This window comes from Sphingopyxis sp. 550B (assembly GCF_057401805.1).
The window spans coordinates 3983077-4004602 of the sequence record NZ_CM171610.1 but is presented as its reverse complement, the minus strand read 5'-3'; the positions used below and the strand labels follow the sequence as shown (position 1 = coordinate 4004602).

At 68.3% G+C, this 21526-nt stretch carries 20 protein-coding genes and 1 tRNA gene; 10 read left to right on the top strand and 11 right to left on the bottom strand.

What is annotated here, in order from left to right; translation table 11 throughout:
• Nucleotides 1-2: 2 nt before the first annotated feature.
• Genes AC2S9W_RS18580 through AC2S9W_RS18560 form a run of 5 tightly spaced genes read left to right on the top strand, consistent with a single transcriptional unit; the run spans nucleotide 3 to nucleotide 7444 of the window.
• Nucleotides 3-1406: a tetratricopeptide repeat-containing sulfotransferase family protein gene (locus AC2S9W_RS18580; protein WP_083675134.1), complete on the top strand. Its 1404-nt coding sequence runs from the start codon at nucleotides 3-5 to the stop codon at nucleotides 1404-1406.
• Nucleotides 1403-3511 (top strand): serine hydrolase, encoded by a 2109-nt coding sequence (locus AC2S9W_RS18575; protein ID WP_076076385.1) that lies wholly within the window; start codon nucleotides 1403-1405, stop codon nucleotides 3509-3511. The genes AC2S9W_RS18580 and AC2S9W_RS18575 overlap by 4 nt, the downstream gene beginning before the upstream one ends.
• Complete coding sequence (locus AC2S9W_RS18570; RefSeq protein ID WP_076076382.1) at nucleotides 3502-4677, top strand: MFS transporter; 1176 nt, start codon at nucleotides 3502-3504, stop codon at nucleotides 4675-4677. Before AC2S9W_RS18575 ends, AC2S9W_RS18570 begins: the two co-directional genes overlap by 10 nt.
• Before the next feature lie 23 nt (nucleotides 4678-4700).
• Nucleotides 4701-5981, top strand: coding sequence for a 4-aminobutyrate--2-oxoglutarate transaminase (gabT, locus tag AC2S9W_RS18565; RefSeq protein ID WP_104959793.1), 1281 nt, complete (start codon nucleotides 4701-4703; stop codon nucleotides 5979-5981).
• Nucleotides 5978-7444, top strand: a complete 1467-nt coding sequence (locus tag AC2S9W_RS18560) for an NAD-dependent succinate-semialdehyde dehydrogenase (RefSeq protein WP_076076377.1) — start codon at nucleotides 5978-5980, stop codon at nucleotides 7442-7444. Before gabT ends, AC2S9W_RS18560 begins: the two co-directional genes overlap by 4 nt.
• 45 nt (nucleotides 7445-7489) lie before the next feature.
• On the opposite strand, the gene AC2S9W_RS18555 is transcribed toward AC2S9W_RS18560, so the two are convergent.
• Genes AC2S9W_RS18555 through AC2S9W_RS18540 form a run of 4 tightly spaced genes read right to left on the bottom strand, consistent with a single transcriptional unit; the run spans nucleotide 7490 to nucleotide 8355 of the window.
• Nucleotides 7490-7699 carry a hypothetical protein gene (locus AC2S9W_RS18555; RefSeq protein WP_076078051.1) on the bottom strand — a complete coding sequence of 70 codons (210 nt, stop codon included), beginning with the start codon at nucleotides 7697-7699 and terminating at the stop codon, nucleotides 7490-7492.
• Nucleotides 7700-7721: 22 nt separating this feature from the next.
• On the bottom strand, nucleotides 7722-7862 hold the full coding sequence (locus AC2S9W_RS18550) for a hypothetical protein (RefSeq protein WP_156482933.1): 141 nt from the start codon (nucleotides 7860-7862) through the stop codon (nucleotides 7722-7724).
• A gap of 25 nt (nucleotides 7863-7887) precedes the next feature.
• The gene (gene infA / locus AC2S9W_RS18545; RefSeq protein WP_067105436.1) at nucleotides 7888-8145 is read right to left on the bottom strand and encodes a translation initiation factor IF-1; all 258 of its coding nucleotides are present in this window, start codon (nucleotides 8143-8145) and stop codon (nucleotides 7888-7890) included.
• Nucleotides 8146-8148: 3 nt separating this feature from the next.
• A complete protein-coding gene (locus tag AC2S9W_RS18540) occupies nucleotides 8149-8355 on the bottom strand; it encodes a cold-shock protein (protein ID WP_067105435.1) in 207 nt (68 codons plus the stop codon).
• 2 nt (nucleotides 8356-8357) lie between these two features.
• Between AC2S9W_RS18540 and AC2S9W_RS18535 the strand changes: the two genes are divergently transcribed.
• Entirely contained in the window at nucleotides 8358-8789 is a 432-nt protein-coding gene (locus tag AC2S9W_RS18535) for a hypothetical protein (protein WP_158682257.1), read from the top strand.
• A 4-nt stretch (nucleotides 8790-8793) separates the two neighbouring features.
• Nucleotides 8794-9078: a hypothetical protein gene (locus AC2S9W_RS18530; protein ID WP_104959792.1), complete on the top strand. Its 285-nt coding sequence runs from the start codon at nucleotides 8794-8796 to the stop codon at nucleotides 9076-9078.
• Nucleotides 9079-9117: 39 nt separating this feature from the next.
• On the opposite strand, the gene AC2S9W_RS18525 is transcribed toward AC2S9W_RS18530, so the two are convergent.
• From AC2S9W_RS18525 to moaA, 3 genes are all read right to left on the bottom strand, one after another.
• A tRNA-Asn gene (locus AC2S9W_RS18525) sits at nucleotides 9118-9192 on the bottom strand.
• A gap of 109 nt (nucleotides 9193-9301) precedes the next feature.
• On the bottom strand, nucleotides 9302-10072 hold the full coding sequence (locus AC2S9W_RS18520) for an NAD kinase (RefSeq protein WP_076076367.1): 771 nt from the start codon (nucleotides 10070-10072) through the stop codon (nucleotides 9302-9304).
• A 24-nt stretch (nucleotides 10073-10096) separates the two neighbouring features.
• On the bottom strand, nucleotides 10097-11104 hold the full coding sequence (moaA, locus tag AC2S9W_RS18515) for a GTP 3',8-cyclase MoaA (RefSeq protein WP_076076364.1): 1008 nt from the start codon (nucleotides 11102-11104) through the stop codon (nucleotides 10097-10099).
• A gap of 60 nt (nucleotides 11105-11164) precedes the next feature.
• On the opposite strand from moaA, the gene AC2S9W_RS18510 reads away from it, so the two are divergent.
• Nucleotides 11165-12361 carry a GGDEF domain-containing phosphodiesterase gene (locus AC2S9W_RS18510; protein ID WP_076076361.1) on the top strand — a complete coding sequence of 399 codons (1197 nt, stop codon included), beginning with the start codon at nucleotides 11165-11167 and terminating at the stop codon, nucleotides 12359-12361.
• A gap of 101 nt (nucleotides 12362-12462) precedes the next feature.
• Here the strand turns inward: AC2S9W_RS18510 and mfd are convergent, their stop codons facing one another.
• Together mfd and AC2S9W_RS18500 are read right to left on the bottom strand one after the other, a co-directional pair.
• Nucleotides 12463-16050: a transcription-repair coupling factor gene (gene mfd / locus AC2S9W_RS18505; protein ID WP_104959791.1), complete on the bottom strand. Its 3588-nt coding sequence runs from the start codon at nucleotides 16048-16050 to the stop codon at nucleotides 12463-12465.
• Nucleotides 16047-16307 (bottom strand): succinate dehydrogenase assembly factor 2, encoded by a 261-nt coding sequence (locus AC2S9W_RS18500; protein ID WP_076076359.1) that lies wholly within the window; start codon nucleotides 16305-16307, stop codon nucleotides 16047-16049. Before AC2S9W_RS18500 ends, mfd begins: the two co-directional genes overlap by 4 nt.
• Nucleotides 16308-16514: 207 nt before the next feature.
• Here AC2S9W_RS18500 and recG point away from each other — a divergent pair, with 207 nt between their 5' ends.
• Both recG and AC2S9W_RS18490 read left to right on the top strand, forming a co-directional pair.
• Nucleotides 16515-18581: an ATP-dependent DNA helicase RecG gene (gene recG / locus AC2S9W_RS18495; protein WP_076076356.1), complete on the top strand. Its 2067-nt coding sequence runs from the start codon at nucleotides 16515-16517 to the stop codon at nucleotides 18579-18581.
• 77 nt (nucleotides 18582-18658) lie between these two features.
• Complete coding sequence (locus AC2S9W_RS18490) at nucleotides 18659-19834, top strand: iron-containing alcohol dehydrogenase (protein ID WP_234002455.1); 1176 nt, start codon at nucleotides 18659-18661, stop codon at nucleotides 19832-19834.
• Between the two features lie 17 nt (nucleotides 19835-19851).
• Here the strand turns inward: AC2S9W_RS18490 and AC2S9W_RS18485 are convergent, their stop codons facing one another.
• Both AC2S9W_RS18485 and tyrS read right to left on the bottom strand, forming a co-directional pair.
• Nucleotides 19852-20193, bottom strand: a complete 342-nt coding sequence (locus tag AC2S9W_RS18485; RefSeq protein ID WP_067185286.1) for a PilZ domain-containing protein — start codon at nucleotides 20191-20193, stop codon at nucleotides 19852-19854.
• A gap of 90 nt (nucleotides 20194-20283) precedes the next feature.
• Complete coding sequence (tyrS, locus tag AC2S9W_RS18480) at nucleotides 20284-21510, bottom strand: tyrosine--tRNA ligase (protein WP_067105425.1); 1227 nt, start codon at nucleotides 21508-21510, stop codon at nucleotides 20284-20286.
• Nucleotides 21511-21526 lie beyond the last annotated feature (16 nt).

Genomic DNA, 21526 nt, shown 5'->3' with positions numbered 1-21526 from the left:
TCATGGCGCCGCCCGCCGCTCCTCCTTCCCGCGCTCGTCCCGGCGATTTCGACGCCGGGCTGGCGCGGGCGAGGGAGGCGGCGCTGGGCGGACGCTACCGCGAGGCGCGCACGATCCTCGCCGCCATCGAGGAACGCGCGTGGGACAACCCCCGCGACCTGCGCCGTCTTGCCGAATATCACGGTCATATGAACCGGCCGGTCGAGGCCGAGCGCTGTTGCGCCCGTGCGGTCGAACTGGCGCCGGACGATGCGCGGGCGCACTACGATCTCGCCGCGGCGTCGATCGCGATCGGCCGGATCGATGCGGCGGAGGCACATTTCGACCGGGTGATCGCGGCCGATCCGCGCGACTGGGACGCATGGGCCAACCGCTCGACGCTGCGCCGCGCGACGGCGGAGCGCAACCATGTCGCGGCGCTGGATCGCGCGATGGCGGCGGCGGGGCGCGACGCGGAAGCGCGCATCGCGCTCGGCCATGCGCTGGCGAAGGAACTCGAGGACCTTGGCGACCATGACCGGGCGTTCTCGGTTCTGAAGGCGGCCGCCGATGCGCGGCGCGCGCGCCTGTCCTATCGCGTTGCAGACGATGTCGCGACGATGGCGGGAATCGCCGACGCCTTTTCGGCCGAACGCCTGCGCGGCGCACCGCCACCGGCCGCCGAGCCGGGGCCGATCTTCATTCTCGGCCTGCCGCGCAGCGGGACGACGCTGGTCGACCGCATCCTCTCGTCGCACAGCCGCGTCGCAAGCCTCGGCGAAATTCAGGATTTCGCGCTCGCGCTGGTCGAGGGGGCGGGAACGGCGCAGGGCAAGGCCGACCTCATTCGCCGCAGCGCCGCGATGGACCATGCCGCGCTCGGCCGCGCCTATCGCGCGCGCATCGCCGAGCGCGATCCGGACGCGCCGTTCGCGATCGACAAGACGCCGCTCAATTGCCTCTATATCGGGCTGATCGCGCTCGCGCTGCCCGACGCGCGCATCGTCCATGTCCGGCGCGGAGCGATGGACGGCTGCTATGCGATGTACAAGACCCTGTTCCGCATGGGCTATCCGTTCAGCTACGACCTTGGCGACCTCGCCGCCTATCGCATCGCCCACGAACGGCTGATGAACCATTGGCGGGCCGCGCTGCCCGGCCGGATGATCGAGATCGACTATGAGGCGCTGATCGCCGACCAGGAAGGCGAAAGCCGGCGTCTCGTCGCGGCGTGCGGGCTCGACTGGGAGGATGGCTGCCTCGATTTTCACCGCAATCCCGCGCCCGTCGCGACCGCGAGCGCGGTGCAGGTGCGCGCGCCGATCCACGACCGTTCGGTCGGCCTCTGGCGGCGCTATGAGGCCGGGCTCACGCCCCTCGCCGACGCATTGCGCGGCGCCGGTATTCCGCTGGATTACGGACGATGAGATATTGGCCGCTGATCCTCGTCGCGCTCGCGGCGCCCGGCAGCGCGGCGGCCGAGGAACTGCTGCGCAGCGACTTCCAGCAGGGCAGCGCCGACCCGTGGCGCGCGGCGGGCGCGGGCGACGTGCGGCTGACGAGTTTCGAGGGCAATGTCTCGATGCGCCTCACCGCCGGCGCGAGCGCGCAGGTCGCGGTGCCGGTCGAGGGCAAACGCCGCCTGTATGTGAATGCGAAGATCGCCGCCGACGCGCTCGACGACACCGCCGCCTGCATGGCCGAAGCCTCGCGCGATGATGGCGCGACATGGACGCCGATCCTTTCGGTCGGCAAGGCGCGTGCCGATGCGGTGACGCTGTGGCCGGGCGGACAAGCGCTCGCCGACGGCGGGGAAGGGCTTGGTGGCGGCCTGCTGCTTCGCCTGTCGGCGCAGGGGAAGCGCGCGACCTGCTGGTTCGACGATGTGGTGGTGACGGGCGTTGCCCGGGCCGAAACCTCCGACGCGCGGCAGGCGCTGGGCCGCGACGTGTTGTTCGCAGGCACGGGGTTCGACCGTCCGGTTGATCTGTCGGCCTTTGCGCCCACCGCCGATGCCGCGCCGCCGCAGGCGAATTTTACCGGCCGCCTGCATCTGACGGGCGCGGCGATGGCGGGCTTTCGCCTGATCGCCGAGAAAAAGGGCTATGAACGCGGCGATACGATCCGCTCGCTGCCCGACCTTGCCCTCGATCTCGTCCAGCACGGCGATGCGCTGATCCCCGCGCAGCGCGGACTGATCGCCTCGAACCATCCTGACTGGAACTGGATCGTCGAGCCCGGCCGCGTCTGGTCCGAGCCCGGTGACGGCGGGCTGGCCCGCGCCGCGCTGCCCTTTGCATTGCAGGAGCGCAATGCCAACTGCACGCACAACGGGATGCTGACCTTCCTGTTCGGCGCGGACGGAACGGTGAGCAAGGCCGCCTTTGAGATCGCGAGCGAGACCTGCCGCTACCGCAAGTTCGACGCCTGGGGCTTCGTCGCGGCGCGCGCTGCGCCGGGCGCGGTCGCCGATGCCGAGGCGATCGTCCGGCGGCACGAAGCGGTCGTCGCGGCGCGGCTTCCGGTGCGGCCGGTCGAGGCACTGCCCGACGCGCTGGCGCTCGCCACCGCCGCGGGATCGGAGCCGACCGTCTATGGCGCGGTGGTGGACGGCATCCATTACCGCAGCGCCTGCGTGACGCGTCATGGCGACTATCCGGCGTGCGAGGTCATCGACCTGCCGTCCTATTCGACCGCCAAGTCGCTGTTCGGCGGCGTGGCGCTGATGCGGCTCGAAAAACTCTATCCGGGTAGCGCCGGGGCGAGTATCGCCGCCTATGTCCCCGCCTGCGCGCGCGGCTGGGCGGGCGTGACGCTCGAGCAGGCGCTCGACATGACGACCGGCCGTTATCGCTCGGCCGCCTATATGGTCGACGAAGACGACCCGTCGATCGCCGGTTTCTTCGAGCCCGCCGACCATGCGGCGAAGATCGCCTTCGCCTGTACCCATTATCCGCGCAAGGCGCCGCCGGGCGGCAAATGGGTCTATCATACCTCGGACACCTATCTGCTCGGTACCGCGATGGCCGCGATCCTGCGCGAGAAGCGCGGCGCGCAGGCCGATCTCTACGACGATCTCGTCCGGCCGCTGTGGGATGACCTCGAGCTCAGCCCGACGCTGTCGACGACGCGGCGGACCGAGGATGCGGCGGCGCAGCCCTTCGTCGGCTGGGGGCTGACCTATCAGCCCGACGACATCGCGCGGCTGTCGCGCTGGCTGATGCAGGGGGCGGGCGGGCTGCTCGATCGGCGCCTGCTCGACGCGGCGATGCAGCGCGCGCCGAAGGGCGGCGGGCTTCCGGCGGGTTTTCCCGGCTTCCGCTACCGCGCCGGCTTCTGGGCGCGCGAGATGGGCGCGAAGCAAGGTTGCGCCGCGCCGCTCTGGGTTCCCGCCATGTCGGGGTTCGGCGGCATTTCGGTCGCGATGCTGCCTGGCCGTGACGCGCTCTTCTACAGCTTCGGCGACAGCGATCATTGGGACTGGGGTCCCGCCGCCGTGGCGCTGGCCGGAAAGGATGCGCCATGCGGCTGACCGATACGCTGCCGAAGGTGGCGCCCGACGGCCTGCCCGCCGCTGTGCTGCTGTCCTTCCTCGCCACCGCCGGGCTTTTCTACGTCAACATCATGGCGGCGCTCGTCACCGGCCTGTCGGACGGGCTGGGGATCAAGCCCGCGAGCGCGGGGCTGATCGCATCGGCCAATGTCTATGGGGCTGCGGTCGGGGCGCTGGCGGCGGTGTTCCTGATCCGGCGCATCCCGTGGCGTGTTGCCGCAACGGCGGCGCTGCTCGGCCTGATCGCCATCGACCTCGTCTCGACCCGCGTCGTGTCGGTGCCGTGGCTCACAGCCTTGCGCGCCTGTCATGGGATCGTCGGCGGGCTGCTCGTCGGGGTCGCCTTCGCGGTGATCGCGCGCACCCGTTCGCCCGACCGTGTGTTCGGGATGCTGCTTGTCGTGCAGTTCGGGATTGGCGGCATCGGCCTGTGGGCATTGCCGTCGCTGGTTCCGCATTATGGCACCGCGATCCTGTTCCTCGCACTCGCCGCCTTCAGCCTCGCGACGCTGGCTATGCTGCCCTTCCTGCCCGCCTATCCCGTTGCGACGGAGAGCGGCGTGACCGCCGCGCCCGCGCCGATCGCACGGCGCCCGCTCGCCGCGACGCTCGCCGCCATCTTTCTGTTCCAGGCGGGCAATATGGGTCTCGCCGCCTTCATCATTGGGCTGGGGCGCAACGCGGGCCTGTCGCAGGATTTCATCGGGCCGACGCTTGCCGCCGCCAACTGGCTCGGCGCGCTGGGGTCGATCCTCGTTGTTGCGATGGGCGCGCGCTTCGGGCGGGCGAAGCCGATCCTCGGCTCGATCGCGGTGACCTTGCTGTTCACCGCCGCCTTCTGGCGCTCCGATCTCGCCGTCGTCTATGTCGCCGCCAACATCGGCTCGGCGATCGTGTGGGCCTTCACCATCCCCTATCTGCTCGGCCTTGCCGCCGCTTTCGACAAGGTCGGGCGGACCGCCGCGCTCGGCGGCTTCTGTTCGAAGCTCGGCCTGGCGAGCGGGCCGCTGCTGACCGGCCTGCTGCTCGATCGCGGCGGCTATCCGCTGACGATCGGGGCCGCGGTGCTGCTGTTGCTGCTGAGCGGACTTGCGGCGGCCTGGCCCGCCCGGCTGCTCGACCGCGCCGCCCCTTCCCAAGATTGATCCCAAACCAACGAGGTCCAACGATGAGCCAGAATGCCCTTCTTTTGTCGCGCCGTGTCGCCGCCGTCCCGCAGGGGGTCGCCACCGCGACGCCGCTGTTCGCGGAGCGTGCCGAAAATGCCGAGCTGTGGGATGCCGACGGCGCGCGCTACATCGACTTTGCCGGCGGCATCGCGGTGCTCAACGTCGGCCATTGCCATCCGCGCGTGATCGCGGCGGTGCGCGACCAGCTCGACCTTTATACTCACACCGCCTTTCAGGTCGTCGCCTATGAACCCTATGTCGCGCTGTGCGAGCGGCTGAACGCCCTGGCGCCCATCGCGGGGCCCGCCAAGACGATCCTGTTCACGACCGGGGCCGAAGCGGTCGAGAATGCGGTGAAGATCGCGCGCGCCGCGACCGGGCGGCCGGGCGTGATCGCCTTCGGCGGGGGCTTCCACGGCCGCACGCTGCTCACCATGGCGATGACGGGCAAGGTGCTGCCCTACAAGCGCAGCTTCGGCCCGCTGCCGGGCGAGGTGTTCCACCTGCCGTTTCCGATCGCGCACTACGGTGTCGGCGTCGAGGATAGCCTGCGCGCGCTGTCGCTGCTGTTCGCCGCCGACATCGAGCCGTCGCGCGTCGCCGCGATCATCGTCGAGCCGGTGCAGGGCGAGGGCGGCTTCCACATGGCACCGCCCGAATTGCTTCAGGCGCTGCGCCGTATCTGCGACGAGCATGGCATCCTGCTGATCGCCGACGAGGTGCAGACCGGCTTCGCGCGCACCGGGCGGATGTTCGGGATCGAGCATGGTGGGGTCGAGCCCGACCTGATGACCGTCGCCAAGTCGCTCGCCGGCGGCTTCCCACTGTCGGGCGTGATCGGCCGCGCCGACATCATGGACGCGGCGCAGCCCGGCGGGCTCGGCGGCACCTATGCGGGGTCGCCCGTCGCCTGCGCGGCGGCGCTCGCGGTGCTCGACGTGATCGAGGAGGAAGGGCTGATCGCGCGGGCGAACGCCATCGGCGACCGGTTGCGGACGACTCTGGCGGCCTTCGCGGCGCGCAACGACCTTCTGCCCATCGGCCATGTCCGCGGCCCCGGCGCGATGGTCGCCTTCGACCTGCTCGCGGCGCGCGGCGGCGACGAACCCGACGGCGCGGCGGCGAAGCGCGTGACGGCGCGCGCCCTGGAGCGGGGGCTTGTACTGCTGAGCTGCGGTATCCATGGCGAAACCATCCGCCTGCTGATGCCGCTCACCGCGTCCGACGCGGTGATCGACGAGGGCATGGCGATATTGGAAGAGGCCTTGAGCGCATTATGAGCAACGCATGGACATTGACGCGCGGCGACCTGCTGCGGACCGAGGCTTTCGTCGGCGGCCGCTGGGTGGCGGGCGAACGCCGGCTGGCCGTCACCAACCCCGCGACCGGGGCGCTGATCGCCGAGGTCGCCGATACGACCGCCGCCGACACGCGCACCGCGATCGATGCGGCGGCGGCGGCGATGCCCGCCTGGGCGGCGATGCCGGCCAAGGCGCGCGCCGCGATCCTGCGCCGCTGGTTCGATCTGATCATGGCGAATCAGGAGGATCTCGCGCGGCTGATGACCGCCGAACAGGGCAAGCCGCTCGCCGAAAGCCGGGGCGAGATCGCCTATGCGGCCTCCTTCATCGAATGGTTCGCGGAGGAAGCGAAGCGTGTCTATGGCGATGTTATCCCCGCGACCCAGAACGGCCAGCGCATCCTCGTGCTCAAGCAACCGGTCGGCGTCGTCGCGGCGATCACGCCGTGGAACTTCCCCGCCGCGATGATCACCCGCAAGGTCGGTCCGGCGCTCGCCGCGGGCTGCGGCATCGTCGTCAAGCCGGCGGCGCAGACGCCGCTGTCGGCGCTCGCGCTCGCGGTGCTGGCGGAGGAAGCCGGGCTGCCCACCGGCCTGCTGTCGATCGTCCCGACCAGCGATGCGCGCGGTGTCGGCGAAGAGATGACCGGCAACCCGCTGGTCCGCAAGCTCTCCTTCACCGGCTCGACCGAGATCGGCAAGCTGCTTTATCGCCAGTCAGCCGACACGGTGAAGAAGCTTGGTCTCGAACTCGGCGGCAACGCCCCTTTCATCGTCTTCGACGACGCCGATGTGGACGAAGCGGTGAAGGGCGCGATCGCCTCCAAATACCGCAACGCCGGGCAGACCTGCGTCTGCGCCAACCGTCTCTATGTGCAGGCGGGCATCCATGACGCATTCGTCGCGCGCCTCGCCGACGCGGTGCGGGCGCTGAAGGTCGGCGATGGCGCGGTGCCGGGGATCGAGGTCGGCCCGCTGATCGAGGAAGCGGCGGTCGAAAAGGTCGAACGGCATATCGCCGACGCGACTGCAAAGGGAGCCCGGGTCGTCTGCGGCGGCGCGCGCTCGGCGCTCGGCGGCACCTTTTTCGAACCGACGCTGCTTGTCGAGGTCACGGCGGCGATGGCGGTGGCGCAGGAGGAAACCTTCGGCCCGCTGGCGCCGGTTTTCCGTTTCGAGGACGAGGCTGACGTCGTCGCGCAGGCAAACGACACGCGCTTCGGCCTTGCCGCCTATTTCTATGCGCGCGACCTCGCGCGCGTCTGGCGCGTTGCGGAGGCGCTCGAATATGGGATCGTCGGGGTCAACACCGGTCTGATCTCCACCGAGGTCGCGCCGTTCGGCGGGATCAAGGAATCGGGCGTCGGGCGCGAGGGGTCACGCTATGGGATCGACGATTATCTCGAGATCAAATATGTCTGCATGGGCCTGAATCCGGTCTGACCCTGGGGGACGATCGGTTCCTGTAAACGGAACGGCGGTTCGCGCTCAGTCGACCTTGGCGGCGTTGCGCGCGGCTTCGATCTGCCGTTCCTTTTCCACACGCGCCGTTTCGGCGCGGATCAGCTTGTCCGCCATCGCGCGCCAGGCGGCGGCTGCGCGCAGGCTGCGGTCGCGAACCTGCACCAGCTTGGTGCCGGCCGCATCGACATCGCATTTCTCGGCCTGTGTCAGGTAGAAATCGATCGTTGCGGACATCATCTGCTCCCTTGTTCGTGTGTCAATCAACCATGTCGGCGATCAGTCGCCGCAACTCGCGGCGCGACAGCGTCGGCGAACGGCGCGGGGCCGGACGCGGTGCGATCGCCTTGCCGGCGAGGGACAGACCCGCGAGGCGCGGGAAAATATTGTTATAAATCATTCTTTACTCTTGTTTATTCTGTAAGTCAGCGGCGCTTGCGCGCGCCGCCGCCGGGACCGCCGGGGCCGCGCTCGCGATAGACGATGCGGCCCTTGGTCAGGTCGTAGGGCGTCATTTCGACGCGGACCGAGTCGCCGACCACCGACCGGATGCGAAAGCGTCGCATCCGGCCAGCGGTATAGGCGATAAGGCGGTGATCATTTTCGAGCACGACGCCGAAACGGCCGTCGGGCAGGATTTCGTCGATCACGCCTTCGAAGGTCAGAAGCTCTTCTTTCGCCAAGGATCAGGCCTGCTGAAGGTTGATGGCCGATACCTTGCCGTTGCGGCCGGTTTCCAGTTCGTAGGAAAGGCGCTGGTCCTTGTTCAGGGTCGCCATTCCGGCGCGCTCGACGGCGGTGATATGGACGAAGCTGTCGCCCGAGCCGTCTTCATTCGAAATGAAGCCGTAACCCTTGTCGGTGTTGAAGAATTTGACGGTGCCGATCGGCATGGGTGTTTTCCTTTCACGAAAACAAGATACCCACCGGCAAAAGCACCGGCGGAGCTGGTAGCGTGAGAAGGGAAGTTCAGCGCCTGGGGCGTAAATTTTCCGTCGCAGGCGACGTTAGCGCGAACAATATGGGTAGATGGGGAGAAAAAGTCAAGTTTCGCGGAAAATCCCCGCAGGATCGACGCTCGGAATTCGCTTTCTTTTCTAATGTCCGATCGCCGGATTCGTCCGGATTTTTTCATATGACGATGCGTTTGAGAATCGCGATTTCATCGATTCAGGCCGACATCCGGTTTCCGGCCCGTATCGCTTCGTCGGCGTGCGAAGGATCGGCAAACCCGGACGCGGCAACTGCCGTCTTTGCCGTGCGTTCGTCTGGAACAGGCTCGCCAGCAAAGCTGGTGCGCGACAGGATGATCCGCGACAGGAGATGACATCATGACCGACCGCCGCGACGCGTTGCTCGATGCAGCCGAAACCGCCCCTGTCGAACGGATCGCGCGCGTGCTCGCGGGCCATGCGCTCAGCCGCAATGCCGAAGGGGACATGTCGTCGGCCGGAGCGGCGGTCGACGAAAGCTGGCCCGAATACACCGATGCCGCGCTTGCGGTGCTCCGCACGCTTCGCGAACCGAGCGGGCGCATGGTCGCCGCCGGCGACGCCGCCATATGGGATCGGATGATTACCGCGGCGATTGAGGATGAGACCATTTCGGACGGCTGAAATGCCCCGAAGCCTGTCGCTGCCATCGTGGAAAGAAGATGGCTCCCCGGGCAGGATTCGAACCTGCGACCAATCGATTAACAGTCGATTGCTCTACCGCTGAGCTACCGAGGAGCAGCCCGCCAAGGCGGGCAAGGCGGCCCCTTTGCCGTTGCCCGCGCCATTTTGCAAGGGGGATTCGGTATATTTTGTACCGCTGGCCCTGCGCTGGAGCCAGCGTGCCTCAAACGATGAATTGTTCCATCGCGATCCGCTCGTCGAGCCCCTGATCGGGATCGAACAGCAGCGTCAGCGGCCGGCTGCGGTCGGTGGTGACGAGGACGGTCTTCACGTCGCGGATCTCGCGCTGGTCGGCGACGGCGCTGACCGGGCGTTTGGCTGCTTCGCGGACATTGAAGCGGATGCTTGCCGATTCGGGCAATAATGCGCCGCGCCAACGCCGCGGGCGGAAGGGGCTGATCGGGGTCAGCGCGAGCATTTCCGATTCGAGCGGCAGGATCGGTCCGTTGGCGGACAGATTATAGGCGGTTGAACCCGCGGGGGTCGCGACGAGGACGCCGTCGCACGCCAGTTCCTCCAGCATCGTGCGCTCGTTGATCACTACCTCCAGCTTCGCCGCCTGGCGCGTTTCGCGCAGCAGCGAAATTTCGTTAATCGCGGGCAGGATATGCCGTTCGCCGCTGATCGTCGTGATGTCGCCCGACAGGGGGTGGATCAGGAAGGGGCGCGCGGCGGCGATGCGTTCGAGCAGGCCTTCGACGCGGAACTCGTTCATCAGGAAGCCGATCGTCCCGCGGTTCATTCCGAAGACGGGCAGGCTACGCCGCTGGTCGAGAAGCTGGTGCAGCATGTGGAGCAGGAAGCCGTCGCCGCCGAGCGCGATCAGCAGGTCGGCCTCGGCGAGATCGACGAAGTCGTAGAGCGGACGCAGTTCGGCCTCGGCCTCCTGTCCCGCGGGCGCATTCGACGCGACGAGCGCGATCTTGCGTTGCATAACTACCCCCAGAAGGGCGCCGCGTCAGCCGCCCGTTGCACTCATGTGACGCGCGACCGCCGGCGCCGATTTCCGTTCGATACGAAAATCGTGCGCGCGCGGTTTGCCAGCCAATGCCGTGTCGATCAACCCATCGACGTCCCCGCCGTCGCGCAGCGCCGCGCGCAGGTCGACATGGTCGTCGCGTCCCAGGCACATGTAGATGCGCCCTTCGACGGTCAGGCGGATGCGGTTGCAGGTCGCACAGAAATTGTCGCTCAGCGGCGTGATCAGGCCGAGCGTCACCGGGCTGTCCTCGACCGCGAAATAGCGCGCCGGGCCGCCAGTGCGTTTGTCGACCGGCCAGATCGCGCGCTCGGCGCGCAGCGGCGCGACGAAGCGGTGGAGCGGAATGAAATGGGCGCTGCGGTCCGCCTCGACCTCGCCGAGCGGCATCGTTTCGATCAGCGTCAGGTCGCAGCCGTTCGCGGCGCAGAAATCGAGCATCGGGAGGAGCTGGTCCTCGTTGAGCCCGGCGAGCGCGACCATGTTGATCTTGACCGACAGTCCCGCCGCGCGCGCCGCCGCGATGCCGCGCAGCGCGACGGCGAGGTCGCCGACGCGGGTGATATGGCGAAAGGCCGCCGCATCGAGCGTGTCGAGGCTGACGTTGACGCGGCGCACGCCCGCCGCCGCGAGCATCGCCGCATGTTCGGCGAGCCGCATGCCGTTGGTGGTGAGGGTCAGTTCGTCGAGGCCGTCGCCGACCAGTGCGCCGAGCCGCCCAGCGAGCATGTCGATGCCGCGCCGCACCAGCGGTTCGCCGCCGGTCAGGCGGATGCGGCGGATGCCGCGCGCGACGAATCGTTCCGCGAGATCGCCCATTTCCTCGATCGTCAGCACCGCCGAGCGCGGAAGGAAGGTCATCGTCTCCGCCATGCAATAACGGCAGCGCAGATCGCAGCGGTCGGTCACCGACAGGCGCAGATAGCTGATCCGGCGGCCATGGCCGTCGGCCAGCGACGCGGCAGATGGGGCGGAATTTGCGGTCATCGTGATTATTGTGGTGCAAATGGGAAGAGATTGGCAAGCAAAGCCTGCTAGGGGGCCGGCATGAATCGATTGAACGACACGAACGCGGCAAGCGTTCGGCATCTTGAAGACCTGCATGCGCGGCACGGCGCCGACCTGGGCGTGATCCTGATCCAGCTCGACCAGCTGGCGCGAATCAATCACAGCGCGGGCACCGAAACGGGCGACGCCCTGCTCGAAGAGGTGGCGCGGCGGCTCGACACCTTCGCCAGCGATGAATTCGGCCATGGCTCGCTGGTCGCGCGGCTCGAAGGGCCGCGCTTCCTGATCGTACCGGCGGTGCCGCTGTCGCTCGGCGCGCTGCATGCGCAGGAACGGGCCCTTCACGTCGCGCTCGCCGAGCCGATGGTCGGCGACCCCAACGGGCGGCTGGCGATCCGCATCGCCGCGGCGCTGATCACGCGCGACGAGCCGATCGACGATCAGCTACGCATGGCGGCCGAGCAGCTCGCGCGGCCGGCGTCGGCGCGCGACGGCGCGATGGTCAAGGCCGCGCTGTCGCGCGGCGAGGTGGCGATCTTCTATCAGCCGCAATATGACGTCGCGAGCGGCGCGATGGTCGGGGTCGAAGCGCTGCTGCGCTGGCGGCATCCCGACCTCGGCCTGCTCGGCGCCGGGCCGCTCATCACCGCGGCGCGCGCGGCGCGGCTCGAGTGCGAGTTGACCGAACATGCGCACCGCGTCGCGCTGGCCGAGGTCGCGCGCTGGCCGAAGCCGCTCGGCAAGCTGCGCGTCTCGCTCAACATCACCGCCGCCGACCTCGGCGACCCGGCGTTTGCCGACCGGCTGGCGGCGATGATCAAGGCGGCGCGCGTCGATCCCGACCGGCTGACGCTCGAACTCACCGAACAGGCGATGCTTAGCGATCCGACGAGCGCGGCGGCACAGCTCGCGCAGATCCGCTCGCTCGGCTGCGCGATCGCGATCGACGATTTCGGCACCGGCTATTCCAGCCTGTCGCTGCTCGCGCGGCTGCCGATCGACTATCTGAAGATCGACGCCGGCTTCACGCGCACCATCGACGGCAGTGACCGCGACCGCATCGTCGTGCGCGCGATCGTCGACCTTGCCCGCGCGCTCGGCCTGTTGGTGGTTGCCGAGGGGATCGAGAGCGAGAGCCAGCTCGCGCGGCTGAAGGAGATCGGCGTGGCGACGTGGCAGGGCTTCCTGAAATCGGGGCCGGTCCCGGGCGACGAACTGCTGGCGTTGATGGAATAGGGCATCGAGCCCTAAATCCACATCCACCCGTTTCCACGAACGGGACGGTGGTCAGATCAGATACGCCACTCTATCTTCGCCGCTCGCAATGACGACGGTTTTTACGTCGCCTGCTTCGCCAGCTTTCCCAAACCTTTCGACAATTGCAGCGCGCCGTTGAGCCGGGCGCCGGCGCTGCCCCATTCGCCGCTGACCGACAGGCGGTTGTCGGGGCGGATGCGCGCGCGGCCCTTCAGCCGTTCGACATAGGCGATCAGGCCCGGCACATTCGCGAACTCGTCGCCGTGGAAGGCGACCAGCGCGCCCTTGGTGCCGACGTCGAGCTTGGCGATGCCCGCCGCCCTGGCGTTCGCCTTGATCTCCATCAGCTGGATCAGGTTCGCCGTTTCGGGCGGCAGCGGGCCGAAGCGGTCGATCATCTCGGCCGCGAACGCGTCGAGTGCCGCGCGGTCCCCGGCTTCGTTGAGGCGGCGGTAGAGCGCCATGCGCAGCGGCAGGTCGGGGACATAATCCTCGGGAATCAGAATCGGCGCGTCGATGGTGATGACTGGCGACAGCGCCTCGCGCGGCGGCGCGACGCCGGCGCCCTCCGCCTTGGCGACGAGGATCGCCTCCTCCAGCATCGACTGATAAAGTTCGAAGCCGACCTCGCGGATATGTCCCGACTGCTCATCGCCGACCAGATTGCCCGCGCCGCGGATGTCGAGATCGTGGCTCGCGAGCTGAAAGCCCGCGCCCAGCGTGTCGAGGTCACCGAGCAGCTTGAGCCGCTTTTCGGCGGTGTCGGTGATCGCGCCATGCTCGGGCGTCGTCAGATAGGCATAGGCGCGCGTCTTCGACCGCCCGACCCGCCCGCGAAGCTGATAGAGCTGCGCGAGGCCGAAGCGGTCGGCGCGGTGGACGACTAGCGTGTTGGCGCTCGGAATGTCGAGCCCGCTCTCGACGATGGTGGTCGAGACGAGCACGTCATATTTGCGGTCATAGAAGGCGCTCATCCGCTCCTCGACCTCTCCGGGCGCCATCTGGCCGTGCGCGACGACATATTTGACCTCGGGCACCCGCGTGCGCAGGAATTCCTCGATGTCGGGAAGGTCCTTGATGCGCGGGGTGACGAAGAAGCTCTGCCCGCCGCGGTCGTGCTCGCGCAGCAGCGCCTCGCGGATCACCACCGGGTCCCACGGCGCGACATAGGTCCGCACGGCGAGACGATCGACCGGCGGCGTCTGGATGACGCTCAGTTCGCGCAGCCCCGACATCGCCATCTGCAGCGTGCGCGGGATCGGCGTCGCGGTCAGCGTCAGCACATGGACGTCGGTCTTCAACTGCTTCAGCCGCTCCTTGTGGACGACGCCGAAGCGCTGTTCCTCGTCGACGACGACGAGGCCGAGGCGCTGGAACTCGACCGCTTTCGCAAAGACCGCGTGCGTGCCGACCACGATGTCGATCTGCCCGCTCGCCAGCCCGTCGCGCGTCTTCGCAGCCTCGGCCGCCGGAACCAGCCGCGACAGCCGCCCGATGTTGATCGGGAAGCCTTTGAAGCGCTCGACGAAATTGCTGTAGTGCTGCCGCGCGAGCAGCGTGGTGGGACAGACGACCGCGACCTGCACCCCCGCCATCGCCGCGACGAAGGCGGCGCGCAGCGCCACTTCGGTCTTGCCGAAGCCGACGTCGCCGCACACCAGCCGGTCCATCGGCCGCCCCGATGCCATGTCGGCGAGCACGTCGCCGATCGCGCGGTCCTGGTCGTCGGTTTCCTGATAGGGGAAGCGGTCGGCGAAGGCGGGATAGGCGGCATCCTGCGCCAGCATTTCGCCGGCGCGCAGCGCGCGCTGCGCCGCGGTGGCAAGCAGTTCGCCCGCGATCTCGCGGATGCGCTCCTTCATCCGCGCCTTGCGCCGCTGCCACGCCTCGCCGCCCAGCCTGTCGAGCGCGACCCCCTCGCTCTCGCCGCCGTAGCGCGACAGCACGTCGAGATTCTCGACCGGCACGTAAAGCTTGTCGCCGCCGGCGTAAGTGAGTGCGACGCAGTCGTGCGGGCTGTCGCCGACCGGGATCGAGGTCAGCCCCTCGTAGCGGCCGATACCATGGTCGAGGTGGACGACGAGATCGCCGACACTGAGCGTCGCCAGTTCGGCGAGGAAGGCGTCGGCGCTCTTGCGCCGCTTCTGCCGCCGGACCAGCCGTTCGCCGAGGATGTCCTGTTCGGTCAGCAGGCTGATCGCGTCGGTCGCGAAGCCGTGGTCGAGGGGGAGGACGATCAGGGCGACGGTGTCTGTCCCCGGATTATTCGCTCCCAACCCGTTCGCGTCGGGCGAAGTCGAGACGCCCCTCGGCGTGGCGCTATCCCGCGGGGTGTCTCGACTTCGCTCGACACGAACGGACGTTGAACCCAGCGCTTCCTGCCACGTATCGACCTGCGCCAGCCCGCTGACGCCATGCTCTTTGAGCAGCCCCGCCAGCCGATCCCGCGCGCCTGCCGAATAGCTGGCGATAATCGTCCGCCGCCCTCTGCGCCGTTCGTCGGACAGATGGTCGGCCACCTTGTCGTAGACATTGAGGTCGGCGGTGCGCTCGGGCGTGAAATCGCGCGCCGCGAAGCTTTCGAGGTCGAGAACCGTCGGCGCCTCGGGAACGTCGAACGGGGTGACGACATGGATAGGGCGCGCCGTCTCCGCCTCGCTCCACTCGGCCTCGGTCAGGTAGAGCGCTTCGGGCGCGAGCGGGCGATAGCTGCCCGCCTGCTCCTGCTCGGCGGCGACGCGGTTGGCATGATAGTCGCGGATCGCGTCGAAGCGCGTCTCGGCGGTCGCGTCGGTGCGGTGGCCGCGCAGCACCGGGGTCGCCGGGTCGATATGGTCGAACAAGGTCGCCAGCCGCTCCTCGAACAGCGGCAGCCAATGGTCCATTCCCGCCTGCCGCCGCCCCTCGCTCACCGCCTGATAGAGCGGGTCGCCGGTCGCCTGCGCCCCGAACATCTCGCGATAGCGGGTGCGGAAGCGCTTGATCGTCGCCTCATCGAGCAGGGTTTCAGCGGCCGGGAGCAGTTGCAGCGCCTTGGCGGGGCCCAGGCTGCGCTGGTCGGCGGGGTCGAAGCGACGGATGCTCTCGATCTCATCGCCGAAGAAATCGACGCGCAATCCGGCGTCCTCGCCCGCGGGGAACAGGTCGACGATGCCGCCGCGCACCGCGAACTCGCCCTGGTCGGTGACGGTATCGACGCGGTTGAAGCCGCTGGCGACCAGCAATTCGGCGAGCGCGTCGCGATCGATCCGCTGTCCGGCCGCGAGTGTCGTCGCGAGCTGGCGGATGCGAAACGGGGTCAGCGTGCGCTGGGTGATCGCGGCGACGGTGGTCAGGATCAGCTCGCCGCGCCTAGGGGGCGCCTGCAACGCCGACAGCGTCGCCAGCCGGTCGGCGCTGACCCGCATCGACGGCCCGGCGCGGTCATAAGGCAGGCAGTCCCACGCCGGAAAGCGGTGGACGACCAGGTCGGGCGCGAAGAAGGGTGCGGCGTCGGCGATCGCCTGCATCGCCGCATCGTCGGTCGCGACATACAGCAGCCTCTTGTCGCTCGCCCGCGCCAGATCGGCGAGCAGCAGCGGCAGGAATCCGTCGGCGGCGCGCGCCAGCGTCAGGGGCGCCGACGCCGACCCGATGGCGGCGAAGATGTCGGCGGCGGTCCGGGTCATGGCAGCGGGATATAATCCAGCCGGCGCATCGCGGCGATCCATTCGGGACGGTCGAGGTGCGCGGGCGGATGCCCGGTCCCCAGCGCCCACGCCATGATATCGACGTCGTCCTCTTCGACGACGGCCTCGAACCATTCGACCTCCGCCTCGGCCCAGCCGGGCGAATAGCGGTCGAAGAAGCCGCCGATCATATAGTCGGCCTCGCGCGTGCCGCGGTGCCAGGCGCGGAATCTCAGGCGTTTCAGGCGGTCTTGCATGGCGGGCCTTTTAATCGCGCGAGCGATGAAGCGGAAACGGGCATCGTATCCGCTCACCGTTCGCCCTGAGCTTGTCGAGGGGCTGTTCTTTCTTTGCGCCGCCGAAAAATAAGGACGGTGCTTCGACAAGCTCAGCACAAACGGAAGAGGGGCCGGCTTTCCTTCGCTCGACACGAACGGAAAGACGAGGCTAGACACGCTCTAGCCATGCGACCCGAAATCCTCAACCCGCTCTTTGCCGCGCTGACCGACCTCAAGGGCGTCGGGCCGCAGCTTGCCAAGCCGCTGGCGCGGCTCGGGCTGGAGCGCGTCGTCGATGTGCTGTTCCACCTGCCGACCGGCCTCATCTCGCGTATTCCGGTCGAACGGCTCGATCAGGCACAGGCGGGGCAGACGATCATCGTCGATCTGACCGCGCAGGACTATCGCTCCGGCCGCTCCCCGCGCGCGCCCTTCGGTGTCGAGGCCGTCGATGGCGCGGGCGATCATGTGCGGCTCGTCTATTTCGGGCGCACCTCCGGCCTCGCGCGCAAGCTGTTCCCGCTGGGGGAAAAGCGCCGCGTGTCGGGCCGGCTCGACCTCTATGGCGACATGCGCCAGATCGTGCACCCTGATCATGTCGCCGAGCTGGGGGACGAAACCGCCATCGCGGAGCATGAGCCCGTCTATCCGCTCACCGAGGGGCTGACCAACGCGCGGCTGTCGCAGCTTGCCGAGGTCGCGATCGACCGGCGGCCCGACCTCGCCGAATGGATCGACGCACCGCTGCTGGCCGGCCGGGGCTGGCCGGCATGGCGTGAGGCGCTGGCGCGCGCGCATGCCGGCCCGCGCGACGATGCGGCGCGCGACCGGCTGGCCTATGACGAGATTTTCGCGAGCCAGGTCGCGCTGATGCTGATCCGGCAGGGGCTGCGCAACCGCAAGGGCCGGTCGATTGCCGGCGACGGGCGGCTGACCGGGGCGCTGAAGCTGCCCTTCGGTCTGACCGGCGCGCAGGAGCGAGTCGGGCGCGAGATTGCGGGCGACATGGCGCAGGACGTGCCGATGCTGCGGATGCTGCAGGGCGACGTCGGGTCGGGCAAGACGCTGGTGGCGCTGCGCGCGATGCTGACGGCAGTCGAGGCGGGGACGCAGGCGGCGTTGCTCGCGCCGACCGAGATATTGGCTCGCCAGCATCATGCGACCTTGCAACAGATGCTCGCGGGCCTGCCGGTCAACCTCGCGATCCTGACCGGGCGCGACAAGGGCAAGGTGCGCGAATCGACGCTGATGGGGCTGGCGGACGGCAGCATCGATATCCTTGTCGGCACGCACGCCATTTTTCAGCAGCATGTCGCATACAAGGATCTGGCGCTGGTCGTCGTCGACGAACAGCATCGCTTCGGCGTCGCACAGCGGCTGATGCTGACCGACAAGGGCGCGCGGCCGCCGCACCTGCTGGTGATGACTGCGACGCCGATCCCGCGCACGCTGCTGCTCGCCAATCATGGCGAGATGGACGTGTCGCGGCTCGACGAGATGCCCCCGGGGCGCACGCCCGTCGACACGCGCGTTGTCTCGGTCGACCGGCTGGACGAGGTGATCGACGGGCTCGGGCGCCATCTGGCGAGCGGGGCGCAGGCCTATTGGGTCTGCCCGTTGGTTGCGGAGAGCGAGGCGAGCGAACTCGCGGCGGCAGAGGATCGCGCGGCGCTGCTGCGCGAACGCTTCGGCGCCGCCGCGGTCGGCCTCGTCCACGGACGGATGAAGGGGCCCGACAAGGATGCGGTGATGGCGCGCTTCGAAGCGGGCGAGATCGGCGTCCTCGTTGCGACGACGGTGATCGAGGTCGGCGTCAACGTCCCCGCGGCGAGCCTGATGATCGTCGAGCACGCCGACCGCTTCGGCCTCGCACAGCTCCATCAGCTTCGCGGGCGCGTCGGGCGCGGGACGGCGAAATCGGTCTGCCTGCTGCTGCGTTCGCAGAATCTGTCGGAGACGGCGCGTGAGCGGCTCGCGTTGATGCGCGAGACGAACGACGGCTTCGTGATCGCCGAGCGCGATCTGGAACTGCGCGGCGGGGGCGAACTGCTCGGGCTCAAGCAGTCGGGCGACGCCGACTATCGCCTTGCGACACCCGAGCAACTGGTGCGCCTGCTCCCCGTCGCGCACGACGATGCGCGCCTGTTCGTCGAACGCGACGGCGGCATGGACGGCCCGCGCGGCGAGGCGGTGCGCCTGTGCCTCTATCTGTTCGAGCGCGACGCGGCGGTGCCGCTCCTGCGCAGCGGCTGATCGACTCCCCGCCCATTGGCTGGAGCGGAAATACTTTGTATCCTAACCATCTGATGAGCGAAGATGGAGGAACTGCAGTGCAACTGTCGTCGGGCGAAGTGACCTTCACCGAAACGAAGCGCATCGTTTTCGGGCGACCGGCGGGAGAAGCGCTCCGCGAGCAGGCGGAGGCGATGGGCGCGCGGCGGGTGCTGCTGATCGCCTCGACCTCGCTTCGCAAACAGACCGACGCCGTGGCGCGGATCGAGAGCGCGCTCGGCGACCGGCATGCGGCGACCTTCGACGGCATCGCACCGCACGCACCGCGCTCGGACGTGCTGCGCGCGGTCGAAGCGGCGCGCGCAGCACGGGCCGACCTGATCGTGTCGGTCGGCGGCGGATCGGTGACCGACGCGACCAAGATCGTCGCGCTGGCGCTCAGGCATGGGGTGCGGCGTGTCGAGGATTTCGAGCCGCTGCGCACGCGCGTCGACGACCAGGGCCGCGCGGTGAATCCGCTCACCGAAGGGCCCGACGTTCGCGTCATCTGCGTGCCGACGACGCTGTCGGGCGGCGAATTCAACCCGCGTTCGGGCGCCACCGACGAGGCGACGCGGCACAAGCAGGGCTATGGCCATCCGGCGATGGTCCCGGTCGCGATCGTCCTCGACCCGGCGCTGACCGTCCACACGCCCGAGTGGGTCTGGCTTTCGACTGGGGTGCGCGCGGTCGACCATTGTGTCGAGACGCTCGCCTCCTTCCAGTCGAACGATTATGCCGACGGGCTCGCCGACAGCGCGCTGCGGCTGCTCGTCGAGGGGCTGCGCCGGGCCAAGGCCGACGCGCGCGATCTCGAAGGGCGGCTGAAGTGCCAGATCGGCGCGTGGCAGGCGATGATGCCGGTGCTCGCCGGTGTCCCGATGGGGGCGAGCCATGCGATCGGTCATGTCCTCGGCGGGACCTGCGGGGTGCCGCACGGCTATACCTCGTGCATCCTGTCGCCTGTCGTGTTGGCCTGGAACGCCCAGGATGACGCGAGCAGGCAGCGCCGCATCCTGCAATGCCTGGGCGGCGGCCATGCCACGGCTTCGGCGGCGCTCGACGCCTTCGTCCGCGGGCTCGGCATGCCGCGCACGCTGGCGGAGGTGGGCGTCGGCGAGGACCAGTTCGGCGCCGTCGCCCGCTATGCGATGCATGACCTTTGGCTGCGGTCGAACCCGCGGCCGATCGAATCGCAGGACGATGTGCTGGAGATATTGCGGATGGCGGCGTAACGTCGCGCGTGTCGACCTTAGTTGACGTCGCCGCGGGCACCCATGGCGCGCAGCATCGGCAGATAATCCTCCGCCACGATCGACTTTTCGAACTGGACGCCGGTCTTGCCGCCCAGCGACCAGATGACCTTGGCGGCGGTGCGACCGATGATCGGCATGCGGAACACGACGAGGTCGCCGGGCTCGAGCCCGCGCTCATAGCGCATCAGCAGGCCGTCGGCGCTGATGTTGACGCAGGTGCACATTTCCTGCCGCCCGTCGGGCAGCACGAAGGGCAGGCGGCAATAGACGTCGCTGCGCGGCGCGATCCGCTGGTCGAGCCCGACATAATGGGCCTTGTTCGTGTCGATCTTGCGCATACCAAAAAGCCTTGCTGGTCTGACCGAATAGAATCGGTCCGATTGCTGAAGAAACGGTAAACGCTGTTGCTTCGTTCCCGGCAACCCCGTTCAGCGGGTCACCAGCCCGTGCTTCTTGCTGCCGAGGCTCACCGGAACCTCCGCATCGCCCGGCACGATCAGGTGATGGGGGTCGCGGATCACCGCGCCGTCGACCTTCACAGCGCCTTCCTCCAGCTTGCGGCGCGCTTCCTTGTTCGATGCGGTAAAGCCCAGATCGCGCAGCGCATTGAGGATGCCGATTCCCTCCGCCGGGGCCGCGACGCGCGGCAGATCGCCGCCGATATGCCCTTTTTCAAAGGTCTGCGCGGCGGTCTCGGCCGCGGTCCTTGCCGCGTCGGCGCCGCGGCACAGCGCGGTCGCCTCGTTCGCCAATATCTTCTTCGCCTCGTTGATGTCGGCGCCTTCGAGTGCTTCGAGTCGCGCGATCTCGTCCAGCGGCAGGTCGGTGAACAGGCGCAGGAAGCGGCCGACGTCGCGGTCGTCGCAGTTGCGCCAATATTGCCAATAGTCGAAATGGGACAATTGCGCGGGATTGAGCCACACCGCGCCGGCGGCAGTCTTGCCCATCTTCGCGCCCGCCGCGGTGGTCAGCAGCGGCGTCGTCAGCCCGAACAATTCAGTGCCGTCCATACGGCGGCCCAGTTCCATGCCGTTGACGATGTTGCCCCACTGGTCGGACCCGCCCATCTGGAGCCGCACGCCCATCTCGCGCGACAGATAGCGGAAATCATAGCCCTGCAGGATCATGTAGTTGAATTCGAGGAAGGTCATCGGCTGTTCGCGTTCGAGCCGCAGCTTCACCGAATCGAAGGTCAGCATGCGGTTGATCGTGAAATGGGTGCCGACCTCTTGCAGCAACTCGATATAACCGAGCTTGCCGAGCCAGTCGGCGTTGTTGACCATCACCGCGTCGGTCGGACCGTCGCCAAAGGTCAGATATTGCTGGAAGATGCTGAAGATCGAGGCGATATTCGCCTCGATCGTCGCGTCGGACAGCATCTTGCGGCTCTCGTCGCGCCCGGTCGGGTCGCCGATCCGCGTCGTTCCGCCGCCCATCAGCACGATCGGCTTGTGCCCCGTCTGTTGCAGACGGCGCAGCATCATGATCTGGACGAGGCTGCCGACATGGAGCGAGGGCGCGGTCGCGTCGAAACCGATATAGGCCGGGACGACCTGCTTCGCCGCGAGGGCGTCGAGCCCTTCCGCGTCGGTCATCTGGTGGATATAGCCTCGCTCGTCGAGCAGGCGCAGCAGGTCGGATTTGTAGGTGGTCATAGCGCGGGCGCGCTTA